Annotated in this window: 25 protein-coding genes; 11 read left to right on the forward strand and 14 right to left on the reverse strand. The window is 67.5% G+C overall.

Translation table 11 applies throughout. The features are described from left to right. Nucleotides 1-105: 105 nt before the first annotated feature. Genes G6N18_RS22250 through G6N18_RS22260 form a run of 3 tightly spaced genes read left to right on the forward strand, consistent with a single transcriptional unit; the run spans nt 106 to nt 3,681 of the window. Nucleotides 106-2,388 carry an MMPL family transporter gene (locus G6N18_RS22250; RefSeq protein WP_083001757.1) on the forward strand — a complete coding sequence of 761 codons (2,283 nt, stop codon included), beginning with the start codon at nt 106-108 and terminating at the stop codon, nt 2,386-2,388. Then, nucleotides 2,385-3,065, forward strand: coding sequence for a TetR/AcrR family transcriptional regulator (locus G6N18_RS22255; protein ID WP_083001760.1), 681 nt, complete (start codon nt 2,385-2,387; stop codon nt 3,063-3,065). Before G6N18_RS22250 ends, G6N18_RS22255 begins: the two co-directional genes overlap by 4 nt. After that, on the forward strand, nt 3,046-3,681 hold the full coding sequence (locus G6N18_RS22260; protein ID WP_083001762.1) for a class I SAM-dependent methyltransferase: 636 nt from the start codon (nt 3,046-3,048) through the stop codon (nt 3,679-3,681). The genes G6N18_RS22255 and G6N18_RS22260 overlap by 20 nt, the downstream gene beginning before the upstream one ends. Before the next feature lie 323 nt (nt 3,682-4,004). Here G6N18_RS22260 and G6N18_RS22265 read toward each other — a convergent pair whose 3' ends face one another. Both G6N18_RS22265 and G6N18_RS22270 read right to left on the reverse strand, forming a co-directional pair. Then, nucleotides 4,005-4,451, reverse strand: a complete 447-nt coding sequence (locus G6N18_RS22265) for a hypothetical protein (RefSeq protein WP_234806153.1) — start codon at nt 4,449-4,451, stop codon at nt 4,005-4,007. Nucleotides 4,452-4,516: 65 nt separating this feature from the next. Further along, entirely contained in the window at nt 4,517-5,230 is a 714-nt protein-coding gene (locus G6N18_RS22270; RefSeq protein ID WP_067221656.1) for an NAD-dependent deacylase, read from the reverse strand. Between the two features lie 36 nt (nt 5,231-5,266). On the opposite strand from G6N18_RS22270, the gene G6N18_RS22275 reads away from it, so the two are divergent. Next, nucleotides 5,267-5,632, forward strand: a complete 366-nt coding sequence (locus G6N18_RS22275) for an Rv1152 family transcriptional regulator (protein WP_059098399.1) — start codon at nt 5,267-5,269, stop codon at nt 5,630-5,632. 5 nt (nt 5,633-5,637) lie between these two features. Here G6N18_RS22275 and G6N18_RS22280 read toward each other — a convergent pair whose 3' ends face one another. The 3 genes from G6N18_RS22280 to G6N18_RS22290 form a co-directional block, all read right to left on the reverse strand. Next, nucleotides 5,638-6,414, reverse strand: a complete 777-nt coding sequence (locus G6N18_RS22280) for a class I SAM-dependent methyltransferase (protein WP_083001894.1) — start codon at nt 6,412-6,414, stop codon at nt 5,638-5,640. 104 nt (nt 6,415-6,518) lie between these two features. Continuing rightward, the gene (locus G6N18_RS22285) at nt 6,519-7,040 is read right to left on the reverse strand and encodes a DUF1697 domain-containing protein (protein WP_083001767.1); all 522 of its coding nucleotides are present in this window, start codon (nt 7,038-7,040) and stop codon (nt 6,519-6,521) included. Beyond that, nucleotides 7,037-7,876: a class I SAM-dependent methyltransferase gene (locus tag G6N18_RS22290; protein WP_234806154.1), complete on the reverse strand. Its 840-nt coding sequence runs from the start codon at nt 7,874-7,876 to the stop codon at nt 7,037-7,039. The genes G6N18_RS22285 and G6N18_RS22290 overlap by 4 nt, the downstream gene beginning before the upstream one ends. Nucleotides 7,877-7,906: 30 nt before the next feature. Here G6N18_RS22290 and G6N18_RS22295 point away from each other — a divergent pair, with 30 nt between their 5' ends. Both G6N18_RS22295 and G6N18_RS22300 read left to right on the forward strand, forming a co-directional pair. Further along, nucleotides 7,907-8,350 carry a PPOX class F420-dependent oxidoreductase gene (locus tag G6N18_RS22295; RefSeq protein WP_083001896.1) on the forward strand — a complete coding sequence of 148 codons (444 nt, stop codon included), beginning with the start codon at nt 7,907-7,909 and terminating at the stop codon, nt 8,348-8,350. Between the two features lie 15 nt (nt 8,351-8,365). Beyond that, entirely contained in the window at nt 8,366-8,533 is a 168-nt protein-coding gene (locus G6N18_RS22300; protein ID WP_109749441.1) for a DUF5302 domain-containing protein, read from the forward strand. Nucleotides 8,534-8,546: 13 nt separating this feature from the next. On the opposite strand, the gene G6N18_RS22305 is transcribed toward G6N18_RS22300, so the two are convergent. Continuing rightward, on the reverse strand, nt 8,547-10,178 hold the full coding sequence (locus G6N18_RS22305; protein WP_083001769.1) for a monocarboxylic acid transporter: 1,632 nt from the start codon (nt 10,176-10,178) through the stop codon (nt 8,547-8,549). Beyond that, a complete protein-coding gene (locus tag G6N18_RS22310; protein WP_067221671.1) occupies nt 10,175-10,525 on the reverse strand; it encodes a DUF485 domain-containing protein in 351 nt (116 codons plus the stop codon). Before G6N18_RS22310 ends, G6N18_RS22305 begins: the two co-directional genes overlap by 4 nt. 109 nt (nt 10,526-10,634) lie before the next feature. On the opposite strand from G6N18_RS22310, the gene G6N18_RS22315 reads away from it, so the two are divergent. Continuing rightward, nucleotides 10,635-11,213, forward strand: coding sequence for an HhH-GPD-type base excision DNA repair protein (locus G6N18_RS22315; protein ID WP_083001772.1), 579 nt, complete (start codon nt 10,635-10,637; stop codon nt 11,211-11,213). Here the strand turns inward: G6N18_RS22315 and G6N18_RS22320 are convergent. Both G6N18_RS22320 and G6N18_RS22325 read right to left on the reverse strand, forming a co-directional pair. Next, entirely contained in the window at nt 11,203-11,592 is a 390-nt protein-coding gene (locus G6N18_RS22320) for a recombinase family protein (protein ID WP_083001774.1), read from the reverse strand. The two genes, G6N18_RS22315 and G6N18_RS22320, sit on opposite strands and share 11 nt — an antisense overlap. A 101-nt stretch (nt 11,593-11,693) precedes the next feature. Further along, entirely contained in the window at nt 11,694-12,353 is a 660-nt protein-coding gene (locus G6N18_RS22325; RefSeq protein ID WP_083001776.1) for a nitroreductase family protein, read from the reverse strand. 47 nt (nt 12,354-12,400) lie between these two features. On the opposite strand from G6N18_RS22325, the gene G6N18_RS22330 reads away from it, so the two are divergent. After that, nucleotides 12,401-12,547 carry a DUF1059 domain-containing protein gene (locus G6N18_RS22330; RefSeq protein ID WP_067221678.1) on the forward strand — a complete coding sequence of 49 codons (147 nt, stop codon included), beginning with the start codon at nt 12,401-12,403 and terminating at the stop codon, nt 12,545-12,547. A gap of 77 nt (nt 12,548-12,624) precedes the next feature. Here the strand turns inward: G6N18_RS22330 and G6N18_RS22335 are convergent, their stop codons facing one another. Further along, complete coding sequence (locus G6N18_RS22335; RefSeq protein WP_083001900.1) at nt 12,625-13,644, reverse strand: Rv1157c family protein; 1,020 nt, start codon at nt 13,642-13,644, stop codon at nt 12,625-12,627. A gap of 65 nt (nt 13,645-13,709) precedes the next feature. Then, the gene (locus G6N18_RS22340; RefSeq protein WP_067221680.1) at nt 13,710-14,279 is read right to left on the reverse strand and encodes a hypothetical protein; all 570 of its coding nucleotides are present in this window, start codon (nt 14,277-14,279) and stop codon (nt 13,710-13,712) included. A 139-nt stretch (nt 14,280-14,418) separates the two neighbouring features. On the opposite strand from G6N18_RS22340, the gene G6N18_RS22345 reads away from it, so the two are divergent. Further along, nucleotides 14,419-15,618: a mannosyltransferase gene (locus G6N18_RS22345; protein ID WP_083001778.1), complete on the forward strand. Its 1,200-nt coding sequence runs from the start codon at nt 14,419-14,421 to the stop codon at nt 15,616-15,618. On the opposite strand, the gene G6N18_RS22350 is transcribed toward G6N18_RS22345, so the two are convergent. Beyond that, a complete protein-coding gene (locus G6N18_RS22350) occupies nt 15,596-15,880 on the reverse strand; it encodes a 4a-hydroxytetrahydrobiopterin dehydratase (RefSeq protein WP_067221685.1) in 285 nt (94 codons plus the stop codon). The two genes, G6N18_RS22345 and G6N18_RS22350, sit on opposite strands and share 23 nt — an antisense overlap. 53 nt (nt 15,881-15,933) lie before the next feature. After that, nucleotides 15,934-16,194, reverse strand: a complete 261-nt coding sequence (locus tag G6N18_RS22355; RefSeq protein WP_083001780.1) for a putative immunity protein — start codon at nt 16,192-16,194, stop codon at nt 15,934-15,936. 69 nt (nt 16,195-16,263) lie between these two features. Between G6N18_RS22355 and G6N18_RS22360 the strand changes: the two genes are divergently transcribed. Continuing rightward, on the forward strand, nt 16,264-16,665 hold the full coding sequence (locus G6N18_RS22360; RefSeq protein ID WP_272937595.1) for a (deoxy)nucleoside triphosphate pyrophosphohydrolase: 402 nt from the start codon (nt 16,264-16,266) through the stop codon (nt 16,663-16,665). A gap of 69 nt (nt 16,666-16,734) precedes the next feature. Here G6N18_RS22360 and G6N18_RS24300 read toward each other — a convergent pair whose 3' ends face one another. Then, nucleotides 16,735-16,902, reverse strand: coding sequence for a hypothetical protein (locus G6N18_RS24300; protein WP_109749442.1), 168 nt, complete (start codon nt 16,900-16,902; stop codon nt 16,735-16,737). A 55-nt stretch (nt 16,903-16,957) separates the two neighbouring features. Between G6N18_RS24300 and typA the strand changes: the two genes are divergently transcribed. After that, on the forward strand, nt 16,958-18,859 hold the full coding sequence (typA, locus tag G6N18_RS22365; protein WP_083001783.1) for a translational GTPase TypA: 1,902 nt from the start codon (nt 16,958-16,960) through the stop codon (nt 18,857-18,859). Nucleotides 18,860-18,910 lie beyond the last annotated feature (51 nt).

The following is an 18,910-nucleotide window of genomic DNA, read 5'->3' on the forward strand; positions in this document are numbered from 1 at the left end:
GAACGCCGCGGGTAGGTGAACCGTGTTCCGAACGGGCGCATTGACGCCAGTGACTTACCGCTGTTAAGTTATCGACGTTAGTCCGATGGACCGAGAGGATGCGGCGTGCTGCAACGAATCGCACATCTGGCCATAGCGGCGCCTCGGCGCGTCGTCGCGATCGCGGTCCTGGTGATGGTCGCGTGCGCAGTGTTCGGGATCCCCGTCGCCAAGCATCTGTCCGCCGGCGGATTCCAGGACCCGACCTCGGAGTCGGCGCAGGCGACCCGGCTGTTGGTGGACAAGTTCGGCCAGGGCGATATGGAACTGATTATCAGCGTGCACTCCGACGAGGGCGCGAAGAGCGCCGTGGCCCGTGCCGTCGGGGAGGACATCGTCGCACAACTGCGGGCCGCGCCGTCCGTCGTCGACGTGACGTCGTTGTGGGCCGCGCCGCCGACGGCCGCTCCGGCGTTGATCAGTCGCGACGGCAAGACGGGGTTGATCGTCGCGGGCATCACCGGCGGCGAGAGCGGGGCGCAGAAGCACGCGAAGGACCTCACCGAGCGACTCGTGCACGACCGCGACGGCGTCACCGTGCGCGCCGGTGGCGAGGCCATGCTTTACGTGCAGATCAACGGCCAGAGCGAAAAAGACCTGTTGATGATGGAAGCCATCGCGATCCCGTTGAGCTTCGTGGCGCTGGTCTGGGTGTTCGGCGGGCTGTTGGCCGCCGCGCTGCCGCTGGCCATCGGTGGCTTCGCGATTCTCGGCTCGATGGCGGTGTTGCGGGGGGTCACCTACTTCACCGACGTGTCGATTTTCGCGTTGAACCTCTCCGTGGCAATGGGATTGGCGCTCGCGATCGATTACACGCTGCTGATCATCAGCAGATACCGCGACGAGATCGCCGACGGGGCGGACCGGGACCGCGCGCTGGTGCGCACCATGGCGACGGCCGGGCGAACCGTGTTGTTCTCCGCGATGACGGTGGCGCTGTCGATGGTCGCGATGGTGCTGTTTCCGATGTACTTCCTGAAGTCGTTCGCCTACGCGGGAATTGCGGTGGTGACGTTCGCGGCGGTCGCCGCGGTGGTGGTCGCGCCCGCGGCGATCGTGCTGCTCGGCGACCGGATGGATTCGTTGGACGCGCGTCGTCTTGCGCGTTGGGTGTTCAGGCGGCCGGACCCGGTGCGCAAGCCCGTCGAGCAGACATTCTGGTACCGGTGCACGAAATACGTGATGCGCCGGGCAGTTCCGATCGGTATCGCGATCGTCGCGCTGCTGTTGGTGCTGGGGGCCCCGTTCCTCGGGGCGAAGTGGGGTTTCCCCGACGACCGGGTGCTGCCGGAGTCGGCGTCGGCGCGACAGGTCGGCGACGACCTGCGCGCCGACTTCGCCGTCGACTCGGCGCGCAACGTCACGGTCGTCATACCGGACACCGGCGGGATCACGCCCGCGCAGGTGGACCGCTATGCCGCCGACCTGTCGCGCGTCGCCGACGTGTCCTCGGTTTCGGCGCCCGGCGGCACGTTCGTCGACGGCAGGGTGGTGGGCCCGCCATCGGCTGCGACCGCCGTCGAGAACGGCAGCGCGTTCCTCACGGTGGCCAGCACGGCGCCATTGTTCAGTGACGCCTCCGAGGCGCAACTCGATCGACTGCGGGCGGTGAGCACTCCTGCCGATGTCCCGGTCCAGTTGACCGGTGTCGCACAGATCAACCGGGACAGTGCCTCGGCGATCACGTCACGGCTACCGCTGGTGCTCGGCGTGATCGCCGCGATCACCTTCGTGCTGCTGTTCCTGTTGACCGGCAGCGTGGTGCTACCGCTGAAGGCCTTGGTGCTCAACGTCTTATCGCTGACGGCCGCGTTCGGCGCACTGGTGTGGATCTTCCAGGAGGGCCATCTCGGCGCGATGGGGACGACACCGACCGGGACACTCGTGGCGAACATGCCGGTGTTGTTGTTCTGCATCGCTTTTGGGTTGTCGATGGACTACGAGGTTTTTCTGGTGTCGCGGATTCGTGAGTTCTGGCTGGAGTCCGGCAAGGCCGGCGACGCCTCTGCCCGCGCCCGCAACGACGAGAGCGTGGCGCTCGGCCTGGCGAAGACGGGCCGCGTGGTCACGGCGGCGGCGCTGCTGATGTCGATCTCGTTCGCGGCGCTGATCGCGGCTGAAGTCGCGTTCATGCGGATGTTCGGTGTCGGGTTGACCCTCGCGATACTCGCGGATGCCACACTGGTGCGCATGGCGTTGGTGCCTGCGTTCATGCATCTGCTCGGCCGCTGGAACTGGTGGGCGCCCAAGCCGCTGGCCAAGCTGCACGCCCGGATCGGCTTCAGCGAGACCGCCGAAACCCCGCCGCCTGTAACAAAGCCGTCGACCGAACCCGTGGGAACTCGATGAAACGACGCCGTGCGCCGCGCGGATCGGGGGAGCAGCTGCGCGACGAGATCCTCGATGCGACAACCGATCTGCTGCTCGCGAGCGGCGACGCCAAGGAGGTGTCGATCCGGTCGGTGGCACAGCGGGTCGGTGTGACGCCGCCGTCGATCTATCTGCACTTCGCGGACAAGGACGCGCTGCTCGACGCGGTGTGTGCCCGGTACTTCGAAAAGCTGGACGAAGAGATGCAACGGGCGGCTGCGGACCAACCGTCGACGATCGATGTGCTGCGCGCGCAGGGGCTCGCATATGTCCGATTCGCGATGAAAACCCCTGAGCTGTACCGCATTGCCACGATGGGACCAGGTCGGCCCGGCAGCGACGTGGACGTCGCGCTCAACAGCTCGGCGTTCGCGCATATCCGAAATTCGGTCGAGTTGCTGATGGCCGAAGGCCTTTTCGCTCCCGGCGATCCGACCGTCGTCGCGTTGGAATTATGGGCGGCGGCGCATGGGATGGCGGCGATGCTCATCTCCAGGCCGTACTTGCCGTGGGGTAACGTCGAGGAATTCACCGATCGTGCGCTACGGGCCGTGGTTGTCGGCGAGATCGTGGCGGGCGGCATCGACCCGAAGGCGGCGCCGCAGGACGTCGTGGCCAGACTGAAGGGACTGTTGGATGAGTCAAACCATCGATAACCCGTTCTTCGCGAAGTTGTGGACGGTGATGTCCACCCACGAGACCGACGCCATCCGGCAGTTGCGCCGCGAGAACCTCGCCGGCCTGTCCGGCCGGGTGCTGGAGGTCGGTGCGGGTACTGGGACGAATTTTGAGTACTACCCCGATACGGTCACCGAGGTGGTGGCCGTCGAACCCGAGCGTCGCCTGGCTGAACATGCTCAGCGGGCGGCCACGGCCACGCGGGTCCCGGTCACGGTCAGGACCGACACGGTAGAGCAGTTCATGGCGTCCGGCAGCGAACCGTTCGACGCTGTGGTGTGCTCACTGGTGCTGTGTTCGATCGAAGACCCTGAAACTGTTCTGCGGCAACTGCGCTCGCTGTTGCGACCGGGCGGCGAACTGCGCTACCTCGAGCACATCGCCGCTACCGGTGGTCGGGCGCGGCTGCAGAAGATCGCCGACGCGACAGTGTGGCCGCGGCTGTTCGGCAACTGCCACACCCATCGTCATACCGAGGAGGGCATCGTCGGCGCCGGTTTCGAGGTGGCGGGCGCTCGACGGGAATGGACGATTCCGCGATGGCTGCCGCTGCCGGTCGCGGAGGTTGCGATCGGGCGAGCGGTCAAGCCCTAGCCGAGGGCGGCTACCCCCGCCGACGACCGGGGACGCCGCTGCCCATCCCGAACGGAAGCTGGGGTTGGTTCGCCGGAGGCGCCACCGTCCCGGGCCGCGTCTTGATCGACACGCTGCCGTTGGTCTGGCAGATGGACTGGAACTGCGTATTCTGGCAGGTGGGTCGAGCATCGGCTGTCGGGGCCGAAATGCCCGTTATCACAACGAAACTCACGATCAGCAGTGCTGCCTTGATGCGGCCCATCATGGTGTCCTTCCCCTTGCCGGCGAGAACCGCGGTAGCGGAATGGTCATGCGCTGCAAGACCCGACAGCCGGCGGTCATCAGGGGCAGGCCGATATGACAACGGGGGCGGTCGGACTCAGTGGCGTATTGTTGGCCGCCGCCCGATTGAACGCATCCGCGCGGGCAGCCTCGACAGTCACTCCGGCTCCGCCTGCCACTACATCGCTGACGTCGTCAGCGACGGACACGATGCAGAGTCGATCGTTGGTCACCTCGTCGCTGGTGCACTCCACGCCACCGGCCTGCTCGCACTGCGCGATCACGGCCGCCGAGGCCTCTTCGTTGGTGTCGCCGGTCGCGGTGAAGCCCACCACGGCGCCTTCGAACACACCGGTACCGACTGCCGCGGAGATGTCCTCGGGATCCTCGACAACACCACCTTGACCGCCCGCCCAAGCGGTGCCTGCCGAGATTCCCGCGCCGATTAAGCCCGCAGCCGCGATCACCGAAACCAAACGGGTATTGACCATTCGGAACCCTCTCATCAGCAGAGTATTCCGGATCTTACACAGCGCCGATCTTGAACGTTCGAAATCGACGGATATGACGCCTAGCCGAGCAAGGCGGGCAGTCGCTGCAGCAGATTCGGCAATGCACCCGCCGCTGTTTCCCGCAGCGAGACCGTCGCGGCGTCGGACAGCGGTGTGCGTTCGGGGTTCACCTCTATGACCACGGTGCCGTTGGCCAGCGCCATCTCGGGAAGCCCGGCCGCGGGATAGACGATCGACGACGTGCCGACGACGATGACGAGGTCCGCCCCGGTGACCGCCTCGACCGACCGCTGCCACGCGTCCTCGGGCAGCGCCTCGCCGAACCAGACCACGTTCGGCCGGATGAGCCCGCCGCATGCGCACCGCGGCGGGTCGACGGTTTCCACTGGTTCCGGCATGGCCGGTAGGTCGCCGGCGTAGGCAGCTTGGCAGCGATCGCAGCGGAATTCGAACAAGCTGCCGTGCAGGTGATAGACGTTCTTGCTGCCCGCGCGCTCATGCAGGTCATCGACGTTCTGGGTGACGACGTGCACGTCGGCATGGTCCTGCCAGGCCGCGACGGCAAGGTGGCCGTCGTTGGGCTGCACCGCCCCCATCATGTAGTGGCGCCACAAGTACCACGCCCACACCTTCTCCGGGTTTGCTCGCCACCCCTGCGAGCTGGAGATTTCGTACGGGTCGACCTTCGCCCACAGTCCGGTCTCGACGTCGCGGAACGTCGGCACCCCGCTCTCGGCCGAGATGCCGGCACCACTGAGAACCGTTACCTGCACATGACCAAACTAGCCGGTGTGGGCAATACTGAGCACGTGGCCAACTTGGGGGATTGGGTACGCATCGACCAGCGTTCGTCAGGCGCCTTGTTCGACCAACTCAGGACGCAGATCATCGACGGCGTGCGCGACGGCAGGCTGGCGCCGGGGACCCGGTTGCCGACGGTGCGCGAGTTGGCGGGTCAGCTCGGTCTCGCGGTGAACACGGTGGCGCGGGCCTACCGCGAGTTGGAGTCCGCCGGAATCCTCGAAACCCGTGGCCGCTTCGGAACATTCGTGGCCCGGGCGGACCCGGCCGATGCCGCGATGGCGACCGCTGCGAACACCTTCGTGTCCGCGGCAAAGGCGCTGGGCGTCGACAAGGCGGACGCGCTGCGCTACGTGGAGACGGCGTTCGGCTAGCCGACTCAGCCGAATTCGAGCAGCGTGAACACCGGTCGCACGGAATCGAAGAGCGGAAGTCGTTGAGCGCCCCACATCAGAGTGTTCAGCACTTTGCCGCGCCCCGGTGGCAACGGCACATCGTGCACCGCGCGGATTCCCGGGATCTCGTCGACCAAGCCGGCGACCTCTGATGGTGTCATGCTGAACGGCATCGGCGGCACCCGGTAGCGCAACGACGGACGCAACAGGCCGCGGGTGATCAACCGGGCGAACCAGGCCGGCGCCAGGTCGAACATCATCCGTCCGCCGGGGAAGCGGCCGGCGCACTCGGTGATCAGGCCGAGCGCCTCGTCCGGCTGCAGGTACATCAACAGCCCCTCGGCGGTGATGAACACGCCGTGCTCGGTGTCCACCTGGTCCATCCAGCTGAAGTCGAGCGCCGACTGGGCCAGCATCTGCACCCGGTCAGAGGAGGGCAGCAGCTTGCGGCGCAACTCGACCATCGGGGGCAGATCCACGGTGAGCCAACGGAACTCATGCCCCACGTCCGTGGCATCTAGGCGGTAGAAGCTGGTCTGCAGTCCCTCGGCCAGCGCCACCACGGTCGCGCGAGGATGGGCACCGAGGTAACGACGCGCCTCCCGGTCGAACGCCAGCGCCCGCACCGCCATGTCCTGGCGGCGCGACAGCCCGAACTTGGCGAAGTCGAAGTCGATGGAGTCGGCGAGCTGGATCGCCATCGGATCCTCGATGCGCCCATCCGGTCGGCGGGCCTCGGTTGCCCGCACGCGCAGGGTCATCAGTGCGGTCTCGGAGACGCCGGTGAGCACGGTGCCGTCGGCTTTTGAAGTCGGGGGCCTGGAAGTTTGCGCGCCTGATTCGGAACTCACCTGACCGAATGTACCTATCGCAAGACCTTGTCCAGCGTGCGCAGGTTGCGGGTGGTCGTCGACGACTTGTAGCGCTTCTTGCCCATGGTCTTGCCGATCGCCGACTCGAGCGTCGCGGCTCTGGGCACCTGCCAGTAGATGACCCCGTCGCCGCGCCGGATCTTCTCCTCGGGTCCGGCGCCGTCGGCCAGTGCGGCGAGCTCGTCGAGCACCTGTTCGTCGGTCACGAATGTCACGTATGAGTGGTGTTCGGGCACCTCGCGCTCGAAGGGGTACGCCGCGGAGATCGCCGCCACCACGTCGAGCGGGTAGGCCAGCACCCAGGCGTCGTAGCCGAATCTGTCGCGCAACGCCGTCTCCGCCTTCCGTAGCACCGCTTCGACCCCGGCCTTGCTGTCGAACAGGACGTTACCGCTGGCGAGAATCGTTCGCACGGAACCGAAACCGGCGTCTTCAAAGGCCTTTGCGACGTCGGCCATCTTGAGGTTGACGCCCCCGACGTTGACCCCGCGCAGGAAGGCGGCATAGCGCGTCACGACTCGAACTCCAGCAGCGTGAAGCTCGGACGGCCCCGGCGCACGATCCCGACGCGATCCCAGACGGGTGACGCGAGCACCTTGAACAACCCCCGTCCCGGCGGCATCGCGATGTCGCGAGCGGCACGCACCCCGGGGATGCGCCCTGCCAGCGCGACGGCCTCGTCCGGCGACAGCGCGAACGGCATGGGCGGAGCGACATATCGGTCGGAGAGCTTGAGTTTTCCGCTCACCGTGCGGCGGCTGAACCACGGCGGGACCGAGTCGAACATCAGCCTGCCGCCGGGGAAGCGGGCCGCGCAGTCGCCGATCAGGCCCAGTGCGTCGGCGGGGTCGAGATACATCAGCAGGCCTTCGGCGGTGATGAACACGCCGTGGGTCGCGTCGATCCGGTCCATCCAGCTGCGGTCCAGCGCCGACTGCGCCAGCGGCACGATGCGGTCGTCGTGCGGCAACAGCTTGTCCCGCAACGCCATGACGGGAGGGAGATCGACGGAGTACCAAGTCAATTCGTCAGTGACGCCGTGGCGCTGCAAGCGCCAGAAGCTGGTCTGCAGACCTTCGGCGAGGGCCACCACCGACGCTTTCGGGTGCGCGGTCAGGTACTCGCGCGCGGCCGTGTCGAAGGCCACGGCGCGCAACGCATGCGACTGGTTGGGTTTGCCGAACTTGCGGTAGTCGTAGTCGATCGCGTCGAACAGCGTAACCGCCCACGGGTCGCGGATGACCCCGTCGGACCGCTTGGCCTCGCTGGCTCGGTTGTGCAGCGTCCACAGCGTCGTCGCGGAGACGCCGTCGGGCACATTGCCGTCGACTCGAGGTGCTGCACCGGTCACATGTCGATGGTAGAGACGTAGGCTCGGGACATGGGACGCCATGTGTTCGACGACAAGCTGCTCGCGCTGATCGGCGGGAACTCGTTGGGCGTCCTGGCGACGATCAAGCGCGACGGCCGTCCGCAGCTGTCGAACGTGTCCTACTATTTCGATCCGCGCGCACTGACCATCCAAGTGTCGATCACCGAACCGCGGGCCAAGACTCGCAACCTGCGGCGCGACCCGCGGGCCTCGATCCACGTCAGCTCCGACGACGGCTGGTCCTACGCGGTCGCCGAGGGCGATGCCATCCTCACCCCGCCCGCAGCCGCACCGGACGACGACACCGTCGAGGCGCTGATTGCCTTGTACCGCAACATCGCCGGTGAACACCCCGACTGGGACGACTACCGGCGCGCGATGGTCGACGACCGCCGGGTGGCGATGACGCTGCCGATCTCGCACTTATATGGGATGCCGCCGGGTAGGCGGTAGAGCTAGGCTGCGGTCATGGCGAACGAACCGGACGACGAGACGAAGCGCAAGTTCCGGGAAGCGCTGGAGCGCAAGAAGGCCAAGGCGGGCGGCGGCGCGGGGCACAAGGACGGCGGAGCCAAGCAGCCACGGGCGCACGGGCCGGTCGAGCATCGTCGCGAGTTCCGGCGCAAGAGCGGCTAACCGACGCGAAGGGTCAGTGTGCGACCGCTTTCTCCGCGCCGACGCCGGTGAGCGCCCGCACCTCGAATTCGGCGTTGATGTCGGGATTACCGCGGTCCCGTGACGTCAGCGTGCCCACGACGCCGAGCACGAACGCCAGCGGAATGGACACGATGCCTGGATTGGCCAGCGGGAACCACGCGAAGTCGACGTCGGACAGCATCGCGGTCTTGGAGCCCGAAACGGCGGGAGAGAACACGATCAGCACGATCGTCGAGATCAACCCGCCGTACATGCTCCACAGCGCGCCGCGGGTGTTGAACCGAGGCCAGTACAGCGAATACAGGATCGTCGGCAGGTTCGCCGCGGCGGCCACCGCGAAGGCCAGCGCGACGAGGAACGCGATGTTCTGCTCGGCGGCCAGCACGCCCAGGCCGATCGCGAAGACACCGAGCACCACCACCGTGATGCGCGAAACCCGCACCTGTTCGTCTTCGGACACCTGATTGTTCTTGATCACGCTGGCGTAGATGTCGTGGGCGAACGACGTCGCCGCCGTGATGGTCAGCCCGGCTACCACCGCGAGGATCGTCGCGAAGGCGACCGCGGAGATGATGCCCAGCAGGATCACCCCGCCCAGCTCGAAAGCCAGCAGCGGCGCCGCCGAGTTCTGACCACCCGGTGCGGACAGGATCGTGTCCGGTCCGACGAGCGCCGCGGCGCCGTAACCCAGCGCGAGGGTGAACAGGTAGAACGCGCCGATCAGCGCGATCGCCCAGACCACCGAGCGCCGCGCCTCCTTGGCCGTCGGCACCGTGTAGAACCGCATCAGCACGTGGGGCAGACCCGCAGTGCCCAGCACCAACGCCAGGGCCAGCGAGATGAAGTTGATCTGCGACGTCAGCGAAGCGCCGTACTGCGCGCCGGGGGCCAGCACGTCGCGGCCGGCGACGGCCTCGTTGGCCGACCCGGATACCGCCGATTGCGCCGCGCCGAGGATCTCGGAGAAGTTCGCCCCGAACTTGGCGAGCACCCACACTGTCATCAGCGCGGCACCGCCGATCAACAGCACGGCCTTGATGATCTGGACCCAGGTGGTGCCCTTCATGCCACCGATCAGCACGTAGACGATCATCAGTACACCGACGACCGCGATCACCAGGGCTTGGCCGAGGTCGCTGGTGACGTTGAGCAACAGGGCGACCAGACCGCCGGCGCCGGCCATCTGGGCCAGGAGGTAGAACAGGCAGACGGCCAGCGTGGCGGTCGCCGCGGCGAGCCGCACCGGACGCTGCTCGAGCCGAAAGCTCAACACGTCGGCCATCGTGAATTTGCCTGCGTTGCGCAGTAATTCGGCGACCAGCAGCAGCGCCACCAGCCAGGCGACCAGGAAACCAATGGAGTACAGGAAGCCGTCGTAGCCGTAGACCGCGATGGCGCCCGCAATACCGAGGAAGCTGGCGGCCGACAGGTAGTCCCCGGAGATCGCGATACCGTTCTGCGGGCCGGTGAATGCGCGTCCCGCGGTGAAGAACTCGGCGGCGGTGGCGTTCCTCTTGCTCGCGCGGATCACGATGTACAGCGTCACTGCGACGAACAACGCGAAGATGCCAATGTTGGCGACGGGGTTGCCCACACCCGAGTCGGCGGCCAGCAGCATGGTCATACCGCCCCGCCTTCCAGCTTGGTGCGGATCGCCTCGGCCCGCGGGTCGAGTTCACGGTTGGCGAAGCGGACATACAGGCCGGTGATGACGAAGGTCGAAACGAACTGACCCAGACCGATCAGGATCCCGACGTTGATGTCGCCCCACACCCTGATCGCCATGAAGTCGTGGGCGAACGCACCCAACATCACGTAGGCGAAATACCAGACGAGAAACAGTGCACTCATCGGGAAGACGAAGCGGCGCAGCCTACTACGCAGTTCCTGAAATTCCGGGCTGGCCTGGACGGCTCGATATTCTTCGCCGCTGATCGGGGTGTCCGAGGGAGATTGTTGCGTCTCGGGCACCGGCGACTCCTGATCTCGATGTAGTTGTGCGTGCGCAGCCATGGACGCGCGTCACACTGAACTGGTTGCCACGCAACTGTAAGCGCAGCGTCGGATCTAAACTGGCCGAGTGGCGAAACTGCAGCTGGTTCAAGATCCCGCGGCCGATGCGCTGCTGGAGTCCAATCCGTTCGCACTGTTGGTCGGGATGCTGCTCGATCAGCAGTATCCGATGGAGGCGGCGTTCGCTGGGCCGAAGAAGATCGCCGATCGGATCGGCGGCGTCGACGCCCGCGAGATCGCCGACTACGATCCCGACAAGTTCGCCGCGCTGTGTTCGAAAACGCCTGCGATACATCGGTTCCCGGGCTCCATGGCCAAACGTATCCAGGCGTTGGCGGAATTGATCGTCGACCGGTACGACGGGGATGCGTCGGCGTTGTGGACCGCCGGTCAGCCGGACGGTGCGGAGGTGCTGCGGCGGCTCAAGGCCCTACCCGGGTTCGGCGAGCAGAAGGCGAAGATCTTCCTCGCGTTGCTGGGCAAGCAGTACGGGGTGACGCCGCAAGGCTGGCGCGAGGCCGCCGGGGACTACGGCAAGGCGGGTTCTTTCCTGTCGGTGGCCGACGTGGTGGACGCCGGTTCGCTGGAGAAGGTGCGCTCGTACAAGAAGCAGGCGAAGGCGGCCGCGAAAGCCGCTAAGGGTTAGCTACCGCGGAGTCGTTGCAGTCCAGGCGGGCCAGCGTCTTGATGACCCCGGCGACGACGCGTCCGGTGGTGGTTCCGGTGTCGAGGCCCTCCTTGAGGGTGCGTAGCCGAAGTCCGCGGTCGCAGAGTTCGGCGATAATGCGGGTGACGTCGGCGCCGGTGCGACCGAGTCGGTCGAGCGCGACCACGACGATGGTGTCGCCCGAGCGCGCATAGCTCAGCATCGCGTGCAGTCCCGCGCCGATTCGGTCCGCGGAGTCCGACAGCCGGTCGGTGAACACGCGCCGCGGGTCGACGCCTGCAGCGTTGAGCGCCGCGAGCTGACCCTCGAGGCCCTGCTCGGCGGTGCTTGCTGTGGCGTAGCCCAGCGTGCAGGTCACCTATCCAAGGTCGCACGACACACGCGGCGCGGAAACCGACGCCACGACATCGAGTCTCGTTGCCGACCGAACTGTTACCGGACGTCAACATGCATAGGGCATCAGGTGCGCAGCGGGGACCCGTCGAAGCGTTCCTTGGTGGCGATCTCGGCGACGGGTCGCCGGGTCAGCTTGGTCAGTTGGCGGACCGGTTTGCCGAGCGGCAGCAGCGCAGCGACCGCGTAGTTGTCGGGGATGCCGAGCAGTTCCCGGACGCGGGGCTCTTCGGCAATCGCGGCCGTGGTGAGCACGCCGCCGTAGCCCTCATTTCGGGCGGCCAGCAGAATGTTCCAGACGAACGGATAGACCGAGGCGCCCGCGATCAGGCCGACCCGGTCGAGGTGCTGATCGAACGCTGCCACGACACCGAGGTCGACGCAGACCACCAGCACCGCCTCGGCCGTCCGCAGCGGCGACTGGTCCGGCACGTTCACCGCCTCGATGGTCTGCGCGTCAACCCGGCACGGGGACAGCGGATTCCACGGGCTCTCGCCGTTACGCAATTGCGCGATGTAGCGCTTGGTGCCGGGTATCGCGCATTCGATCAGCGCCTCGCGGGTCTGCCGATCGCGGACCACGATGACCCGGTTGCCCTGGCGGTTGCCGCCGCTGGGCGCGAAGCGGGCGTTGTCGAGGATGCGCTCGAGGACGTCGTCGGGTAACGGGTCGCCGGTGTATTCGCGCACCGCGGCCGTCGTGCGCATGACGCTGTAGAGGTCCATGGCTATATCTTGGGCCTGTCGGCGCCGACCTGTGCGAAGGTGAGGATATGAAGACGCACCTGAACTGCCCCTGTGGCGAAGCGATAGTCGGTAAGGACGAGGAGGACCTGGTCGAGAAGGCGCAGGCGCACCTCTCCGAGGCGCATCCCGGTCGCGAGTACGACCGGGACGCAATCCTCTTCATGGCCTACTGATCGCCCTGCGCCGAGTGCACGGTCGGTGTACGCAAATCACGCGTGGCCGTACAGGGACCGTGCACTCGACGAGAAACCTACGGAACGACCGTCGAGCCGATGGTCGGCATGAACTGACACTGCCGCTCGGTGGTCGTGACCTGTCCGAAGATCGTCGAGATGATGCTGCCCGACCCGGTGTCGGCGATCGCGGTCAACGTGGTCGGCCCCTGCGGGTTGATATCCGACCGCGGCTTGAGCGTGGCACTGCCTGACTTGCCGGTGGTCAGGTTGACCCAGGTGACGTTGAGCGGCAGCTTCTGCTCCGCCGCCGGGCCCGGCGTGCCGACCGCGGTGAACACGTAGGCGGTCTGACCGGGTCCGGGTCCCGGTGTCGGGATCTTCGCCGGCCCGGCCACCGAGATCGCGGTGGCGAGCACATTTCCGCCGTCCGCGAGACAGCCGTTGCTGATCGACGGGTACATGAAGTCCTGCGTCGGCGGGGCGTCCGGTCCGAACGCCGGACCGGGCGCGGCCTCGGGAGCCGGCGCCGGCGCAGGAGCGGGTGCAGGCGCGGCTTGTGGCGCAGGCGCCGGAGCGGCCACCGGCGCGGCCAGGGGCGCGGGCGCCGGTGCAGGAGCAGGCGGGGGAGCGGCCGCAGGGGCCAGCGCGGGCGCGGGGGCCGGTGCGGGCGCGACGGCCGCTTCCGGTGCCGGGGCCGGCAGTGCTTCCGGCACGGGTCCGACGGCATGCCTCGGGTCGACACCCGCCGGCAGGTGCGCCTGCGCGCCCGGCACGGCGCCGGGTGCGGGATTGTGAGCGACGAACTGGTTGACCGCCGTCGCGACATTGCGCGAGTCGGCAGGTGCGACGGCATCACCGGCGAATACCGCCGCCGCAGCCATCAGCGTCGAGGCCGCATTGGTCGGATCGGCGGCGGCCTGCTGGATCGCGGGGCTGATGCCCTGCACTGCCTCCAGGCCCGGCGTTTGCACGCTGTCGATCGGCGGCGGGGGCGGAGGTTCCGCGCCGGCCACACCGGTCACGCCGCTGATGAGCAGCGTGGCCGATGAGCCGATCGCGATGGCGACGGTGGCGAACATCCTTCGAGCTGACATGGCTCCCTCGGTTCGTGTTGTGGTGGTCGTGTCGGCCAGTTGGTAGTTCGGCGTCGCCGCGGTGATCACGGAAGGGCGGACAGCGGCATCAGCAGCGGCGCCATACCTGCGCTTGGTGCTGCCGCCGCCGCGGGTGCGACGGCCGCGGGTGCGACGGCCGCGGGTGCGGCGGCGGCCGGTGCGCTCGGCGTGGCTGCGGTCGCCGCGGCAGGCAGCAGGCCCGACAACGGCGAGTTCTGCGGCATCAGCGAAGCGAGGCCGGTCGGCAGGTTCGACAACAAGTTGCCGGCTGGGTTGGCCGGCGCGGTCGTCGCGGGCGCGGCGGGTGCCGGCGTGCCGGCCAACGCCGCCGGTGGCTGCGGCAACGTGACCGACGCGGTCGCCGACGGAGGTGTCGCGGCCGGCGCTGCGGGCGCCTGGGCGCTGCCGAGCAGCGACGTGACACCCTGCATCAGCTGCGTCGCGGCGGCCGGATTCGACGCCAACTGCTGGATGAAGGGCAGGCCGGGGACGCTCGGCGCGGGCGCCGGGGCAGCGGGCTGTGCGGTCGCAGTGGCGCTCAGCGCCAGCGCGGCCGAGACCGCTCCCGCCGCGGCGATCATCGTGGTGGCGAACAGTTTTCTGGTGCTGTGCATGGTTCTCCCAATCGGTTGTTTCGGCACGCCTGCGGCCGAAGCTACGGAGTTACTGGTGGTACTCAAGTGACACGTGTGGCGGTGACTCAACCGTTACGCAAGCGAAGGGTTTCGGTGACCGGCCGATAGAGTCGGGCGGATAGAGACCTCGACGAGCGCCGATCCGTCACCGAAGCGCACGCCCGCCCGACTGGCCGTTGCGGCGCCGGTGCTGCTGGTCCTCAGCATCGCCGCGCGACTGGCGTGGACCTATCTGGTGCCCAACGGCGCGAACTTCGTCGACCTGCACGTCTACGTCGGTGGCGCCGGTGCGCTGGACCACCCCGGCGCGCTCTATGACTACGTCTACGCCGACCAGACGCCGGACTTTCCGCTGCCGTTCACTTATCCGCCGTTCGCCGCGGTGGTGTTCTATCCCTTGCACCTGCTGCCGTTCGGGTTGGTCGCGTTCCTGTGGCAACTCGGCATCATCGCCGCGCTGTACGGGGTGGTGCGGATCAGCCAGCGGCTACTGGGCGCCGACGATCGGCCCGTCGCGATGCTGTGGACGGCGGTCGGCATCTGGATCGAGCCGATGCGCAGCACATTCGACTACGGCCAGATCAACGTGCTGCTGGCACTGGCGGTCCTGGGCGCGGTATACAGCACACGCTGGTGGCTGTCCGGATTGTTGATCGGGCTGGCGGCCGGGGTGAAGCTGACGCCGGCGATCTCCGGGTTGTATTTCGTGGGGGCGCGGCGGTGGGGTGCGGCGGCGTTCTCGGCGGTCGTTTTCTTTGCCACGGTGGGTGTTTCGGCGATGGTCGTCGGCGACCAGACCCGGTACTACTTCACGGAACTGCTCGGCGACGCCGATCGTGTGGGCCCGATCGGCACGTCGTTCAACCAGTCGTGGCGGGGCGGGGTGTCCCGGATCCTCGGGCACGACGCCGGTTACGGGCCTGCAGTGCTTTGCGGCATCGCGGTGACCGCCGTGTTGGCGGTGCTGGCGTGGCGCGCGATCGGCGGGGCGTCGGATCGGCTGGGCGCGATCGTGGTGGTGCAGTTGTTCGGCCTGTTACTGTCGCCGATCTCGTGGACCCATCACTGGGTTTGGCTGATCCCGTTGATGATCTGGTTGTTGCACGGGCCGCTGCGCGACCGGTTGGGCGCGCGGGTGTTGGGCTGGGGCTGGCTGGCGCTGACCCTGATCGGGGTGCCGTGGCTGCTGAGTTTCGCGCAGCCGACCATCTGGGTGGTCTCCAGACCGTGGTATCTGGCGTGGGCGGGGCTGATCTACATCGTCGCCACGCTGGCGACCCTGGGCTGGATCGCCACTACTGGGCGACGATCGCGTTGATGTCGCGGGCCATCTCGACGTCCTTATCCGTGATACCGCCCGCGGAATGCGTGACCAACGCGAAAGTCACTGTCCGCCAGCGGATGTCGATGTCGGGATGATGGTCCTTGGCCTCCGCGTGCTCGCCCACTCGGCGCACGGCGTCGATACCGTCGAGGAACGCGGGAAACTTGATCGAGCGGCGTAGTGCGCCGTCGGCGCGCTCCCAGCCGGGCAGGTCGGGCAGTGCGGCGTCCACTTGTTCATCCGTTAACACAGCCATGGTTCCACCGTACGGCGCATCACCGCAGCGACGCGTCGAGCTGGCGGATTAATTCACCGACGCGCCCCCTGTCCCGCGTCGCGGGCCTCATGAGCCGCACGTTGCGCCGCCCACGCGGTGTCGCGCAGCGCCTTCGTCCGATCGGCACCGTCGGCGAACCCCTGTGCGGTCTCGATCGCGGCGCGTGGGCGGGGGTCGTCGGGACGGACGCGTTCGAAGATCGCCAGCGCGGGCCGCGCGCACGCCGCCGCGTAGCCGGTGACGATCCGTAGTTCGGACTCGCTCAGTTCGAACGTCGTAACGTCGTCCGGCATGGCGACATCCTCCTGGAGTGGGTCCGAAGTCTCAACGAGGCCGGCGTCGGCGGGATACCGTCGGCCGCAGTGTTGAACCCGAAGCCGAATCAGATCGTCGTTGCGGGAGCGCTGATTTCGGGCCCGCAGCTGCTCGTCGCCCAGCGCGACCGGCCGCCAGAGTTGGCCGGCCTGTGGGAGCTGCCCGGCGGCAAGGTGGCGGCCGGCGAGACGGACGAAGCCGCGCTGGCCCGCGAACTGCACGAGGAACTCGGCGTCGTCGTGAGCGTCGGCGCGCGACTCGGCACAGACGTCGCGCTCAGCCCGACCACGGTCCTGCGCGCTTACGTCGTCACCCAGACCGGCGGGACCCTACACCCCAACGACCATCGCGCTCTGCGCTGGATCGGCGTGGGTGAACTCGATGACCTCGCCTGGGTGCCTGCCGATAGGACATGGCTGGCCGAACTCAAGGCCGCGTTGACGCAATGACTCCCGCATCGAGACTGCGTACAGATCGCGATCCCGGGAAATTTCGCGATCTGGCCGCAGTCTCGGCGGTCACGTTCGACGCGCCCGCTTGAACACTTTCTCGAGTTTCTTGCCGCGGATGCCGTTGCGTTCGGCCTTGCGCACCTGGTGCACGACGACCGGGCAGCGCTTGCACCGCGGCTTACTCCGGCAGCACTTCTTCTTCGGCTTGAGGTCGGCGAGCTTGCTTGGCTTCAAGTGACGGGTATCTCTCGTTTTCGTGATTGGCCGACCGCACTGGGATGATTCCGAAGTGAATTCGGAGCCTGACTTCAGAAACGTCGCCATCGTGGCACACGTCGACCATGGGAAGACGACCCTGGTCGACGCGATGCTGCGCCAGTCCGGCGCCCTGACCCACCGTGGTGACGACGCCACCGAACGCATCATGGACTCCGGTGACCTCGAGCGGGAAAAGGGCATCACGATCCTGGCCAAGAACACCGCGGTCCATCGTCACCACGCCGACGGCAGCGTGACGATCATCAACGTCATCGACACGCCCGGGCACGCGGATTTCGGCGGTGAGGTCGAGCGTGGCCTGTCGATGGTCGACGGCGTGCTGCTGCTGGTCGACGCGTCCGAGGGCCCGCTGCCGCAGACCCGGTTCGTGCTGCGCAAGGCCCTGGCCGCCCACTTGCCGGTCATCCTCGTGGTCAACAAGACCGACCGACCGGACGCGCGGATCGCCGAGGTGGTCTCCGACAGCCACGACCTGCTGCTCGACGTCGCCTCCGACCTGGATGAGGACGCGCAGAAGGCCGCCGAGGAGGCACTCGGGTTGCCGACGCTCTACGCGTCGGGTCGAGCCGGCATCGCCAGCACCACCCAACCGGCCAACGGCGAGAATCCCGATGGCGCCAACCTCGATCCGCTGTTCGACGTCCTCATGGAGCACATCCCGCCGCCCAGCGGCGACCCGGAAGCCCCGCTGCAGGCGCTGGTCACCAACCTCGACGCGTCGGCGTTCCTGGGACGCCTGGCGCTGATCCGCATCTACAACGGCAAACTGCGCAAGGGTCAGCAGGTGGCCTGGATGCGCGAGGTGGACGGCGTGCCCGTCATCACCAATGCCAAGATCACCGAACTGCTGGCGACCATCGGCGTCGAGCGCAATGCCACCGAGGTGGCGACAGCCGGAGACATTGTCGCGGTGGCCGGTCTTCCCGAGATCATGATCGGCGACACCCTCGCCGACCCCGAGCATGCGCATGCGCTGCCGCGCATCACGGTCGACGAACCGGCGATCTCGGTCACCATCGGCACCAACACCTCACCACTGGCGGGCAAAGTTTCGGGCCACAAGCTCACCGCGCGGATGGTGCGCAACCGGCTCGACCAGGAACTGGTCGGCAACGTGTCGATCAAGGTCGTCGACATCGGCCGGCCGGACGCCTGGGAGGTGCAGGGCCGCGGCGAGTTGGCGCTGGCCGTCCTCGTCGAGCAGATGCGCCGCGAGGGCTTCGAGCTGACCGTCGGCAAGCCGCAGGTGGTCACCCGCACCATTGACGGCAAGCTGCACGAACCCTTCGAGGCGATGACCATCGACTGCCCCGAGGAGTTCGTCGGCGCCATCACCCAACTGATGGCCGCGCGCAAGGGCCGCATGGAGGACATGGCCAACCACGCCGCGGGGTGGGTTCGGATGGACTTCATCGTGCCCAGCCGCGGGCTGATCGGTTTTCGCACCGACTTCCTGACGCTGACACGCGGCACCGGCATCGCCAACGCGGTGTTCGACGGCTACCGGCCGTGGGCGGGGGAGATCCGGGCCCGGCACAGCGGGTCGCTGGTGTCGGACCGCAGCGGCAGCATCACACCGTTCGCGATGATCCAGCTTGCCGACCGCGGCCAGTTCTTCGTCGAACCCGGGCAGGACACCTATGAGGGTCAGGTCGTCGGCATCAATCCGCGCGCCGAGGATCTCGACGTCAACGTCACCCGGGAGAAGAAGCTGACCAACATGCGCAGTTCGACGGCCGACGTCATCGAGACGCTGGCCCGTCCGCTGGAACTGACCCTCGAACAAGCGATGGAGTTCTGCGCCGAGGACGAGTGCGTGGAGGTCACCCCGGAGGTCGTTCGCGTCCGCAAGGTGGAGCTGAACGCGAGCCTGCGTGCACGCGCCAAGGCGCGCGCCAAAGCCCGGGGCTGAGGTTGAATGTCGCCGGCCGAGCGGCTCCGGCGCTGCCCGATACCCTGAACA

The sequence above is a fragment of the Mycolicibacterium celeriflavum genome, from assembly GCF_010731795.1.
GTDB classification, from domain to species: domain Bacteria; phylum Actinomycetota; class Actinomycetes; order Mycobacteriales; family Mycobacteriaceae; genus Mycobacterium; species Mycobacterium celeriflavum.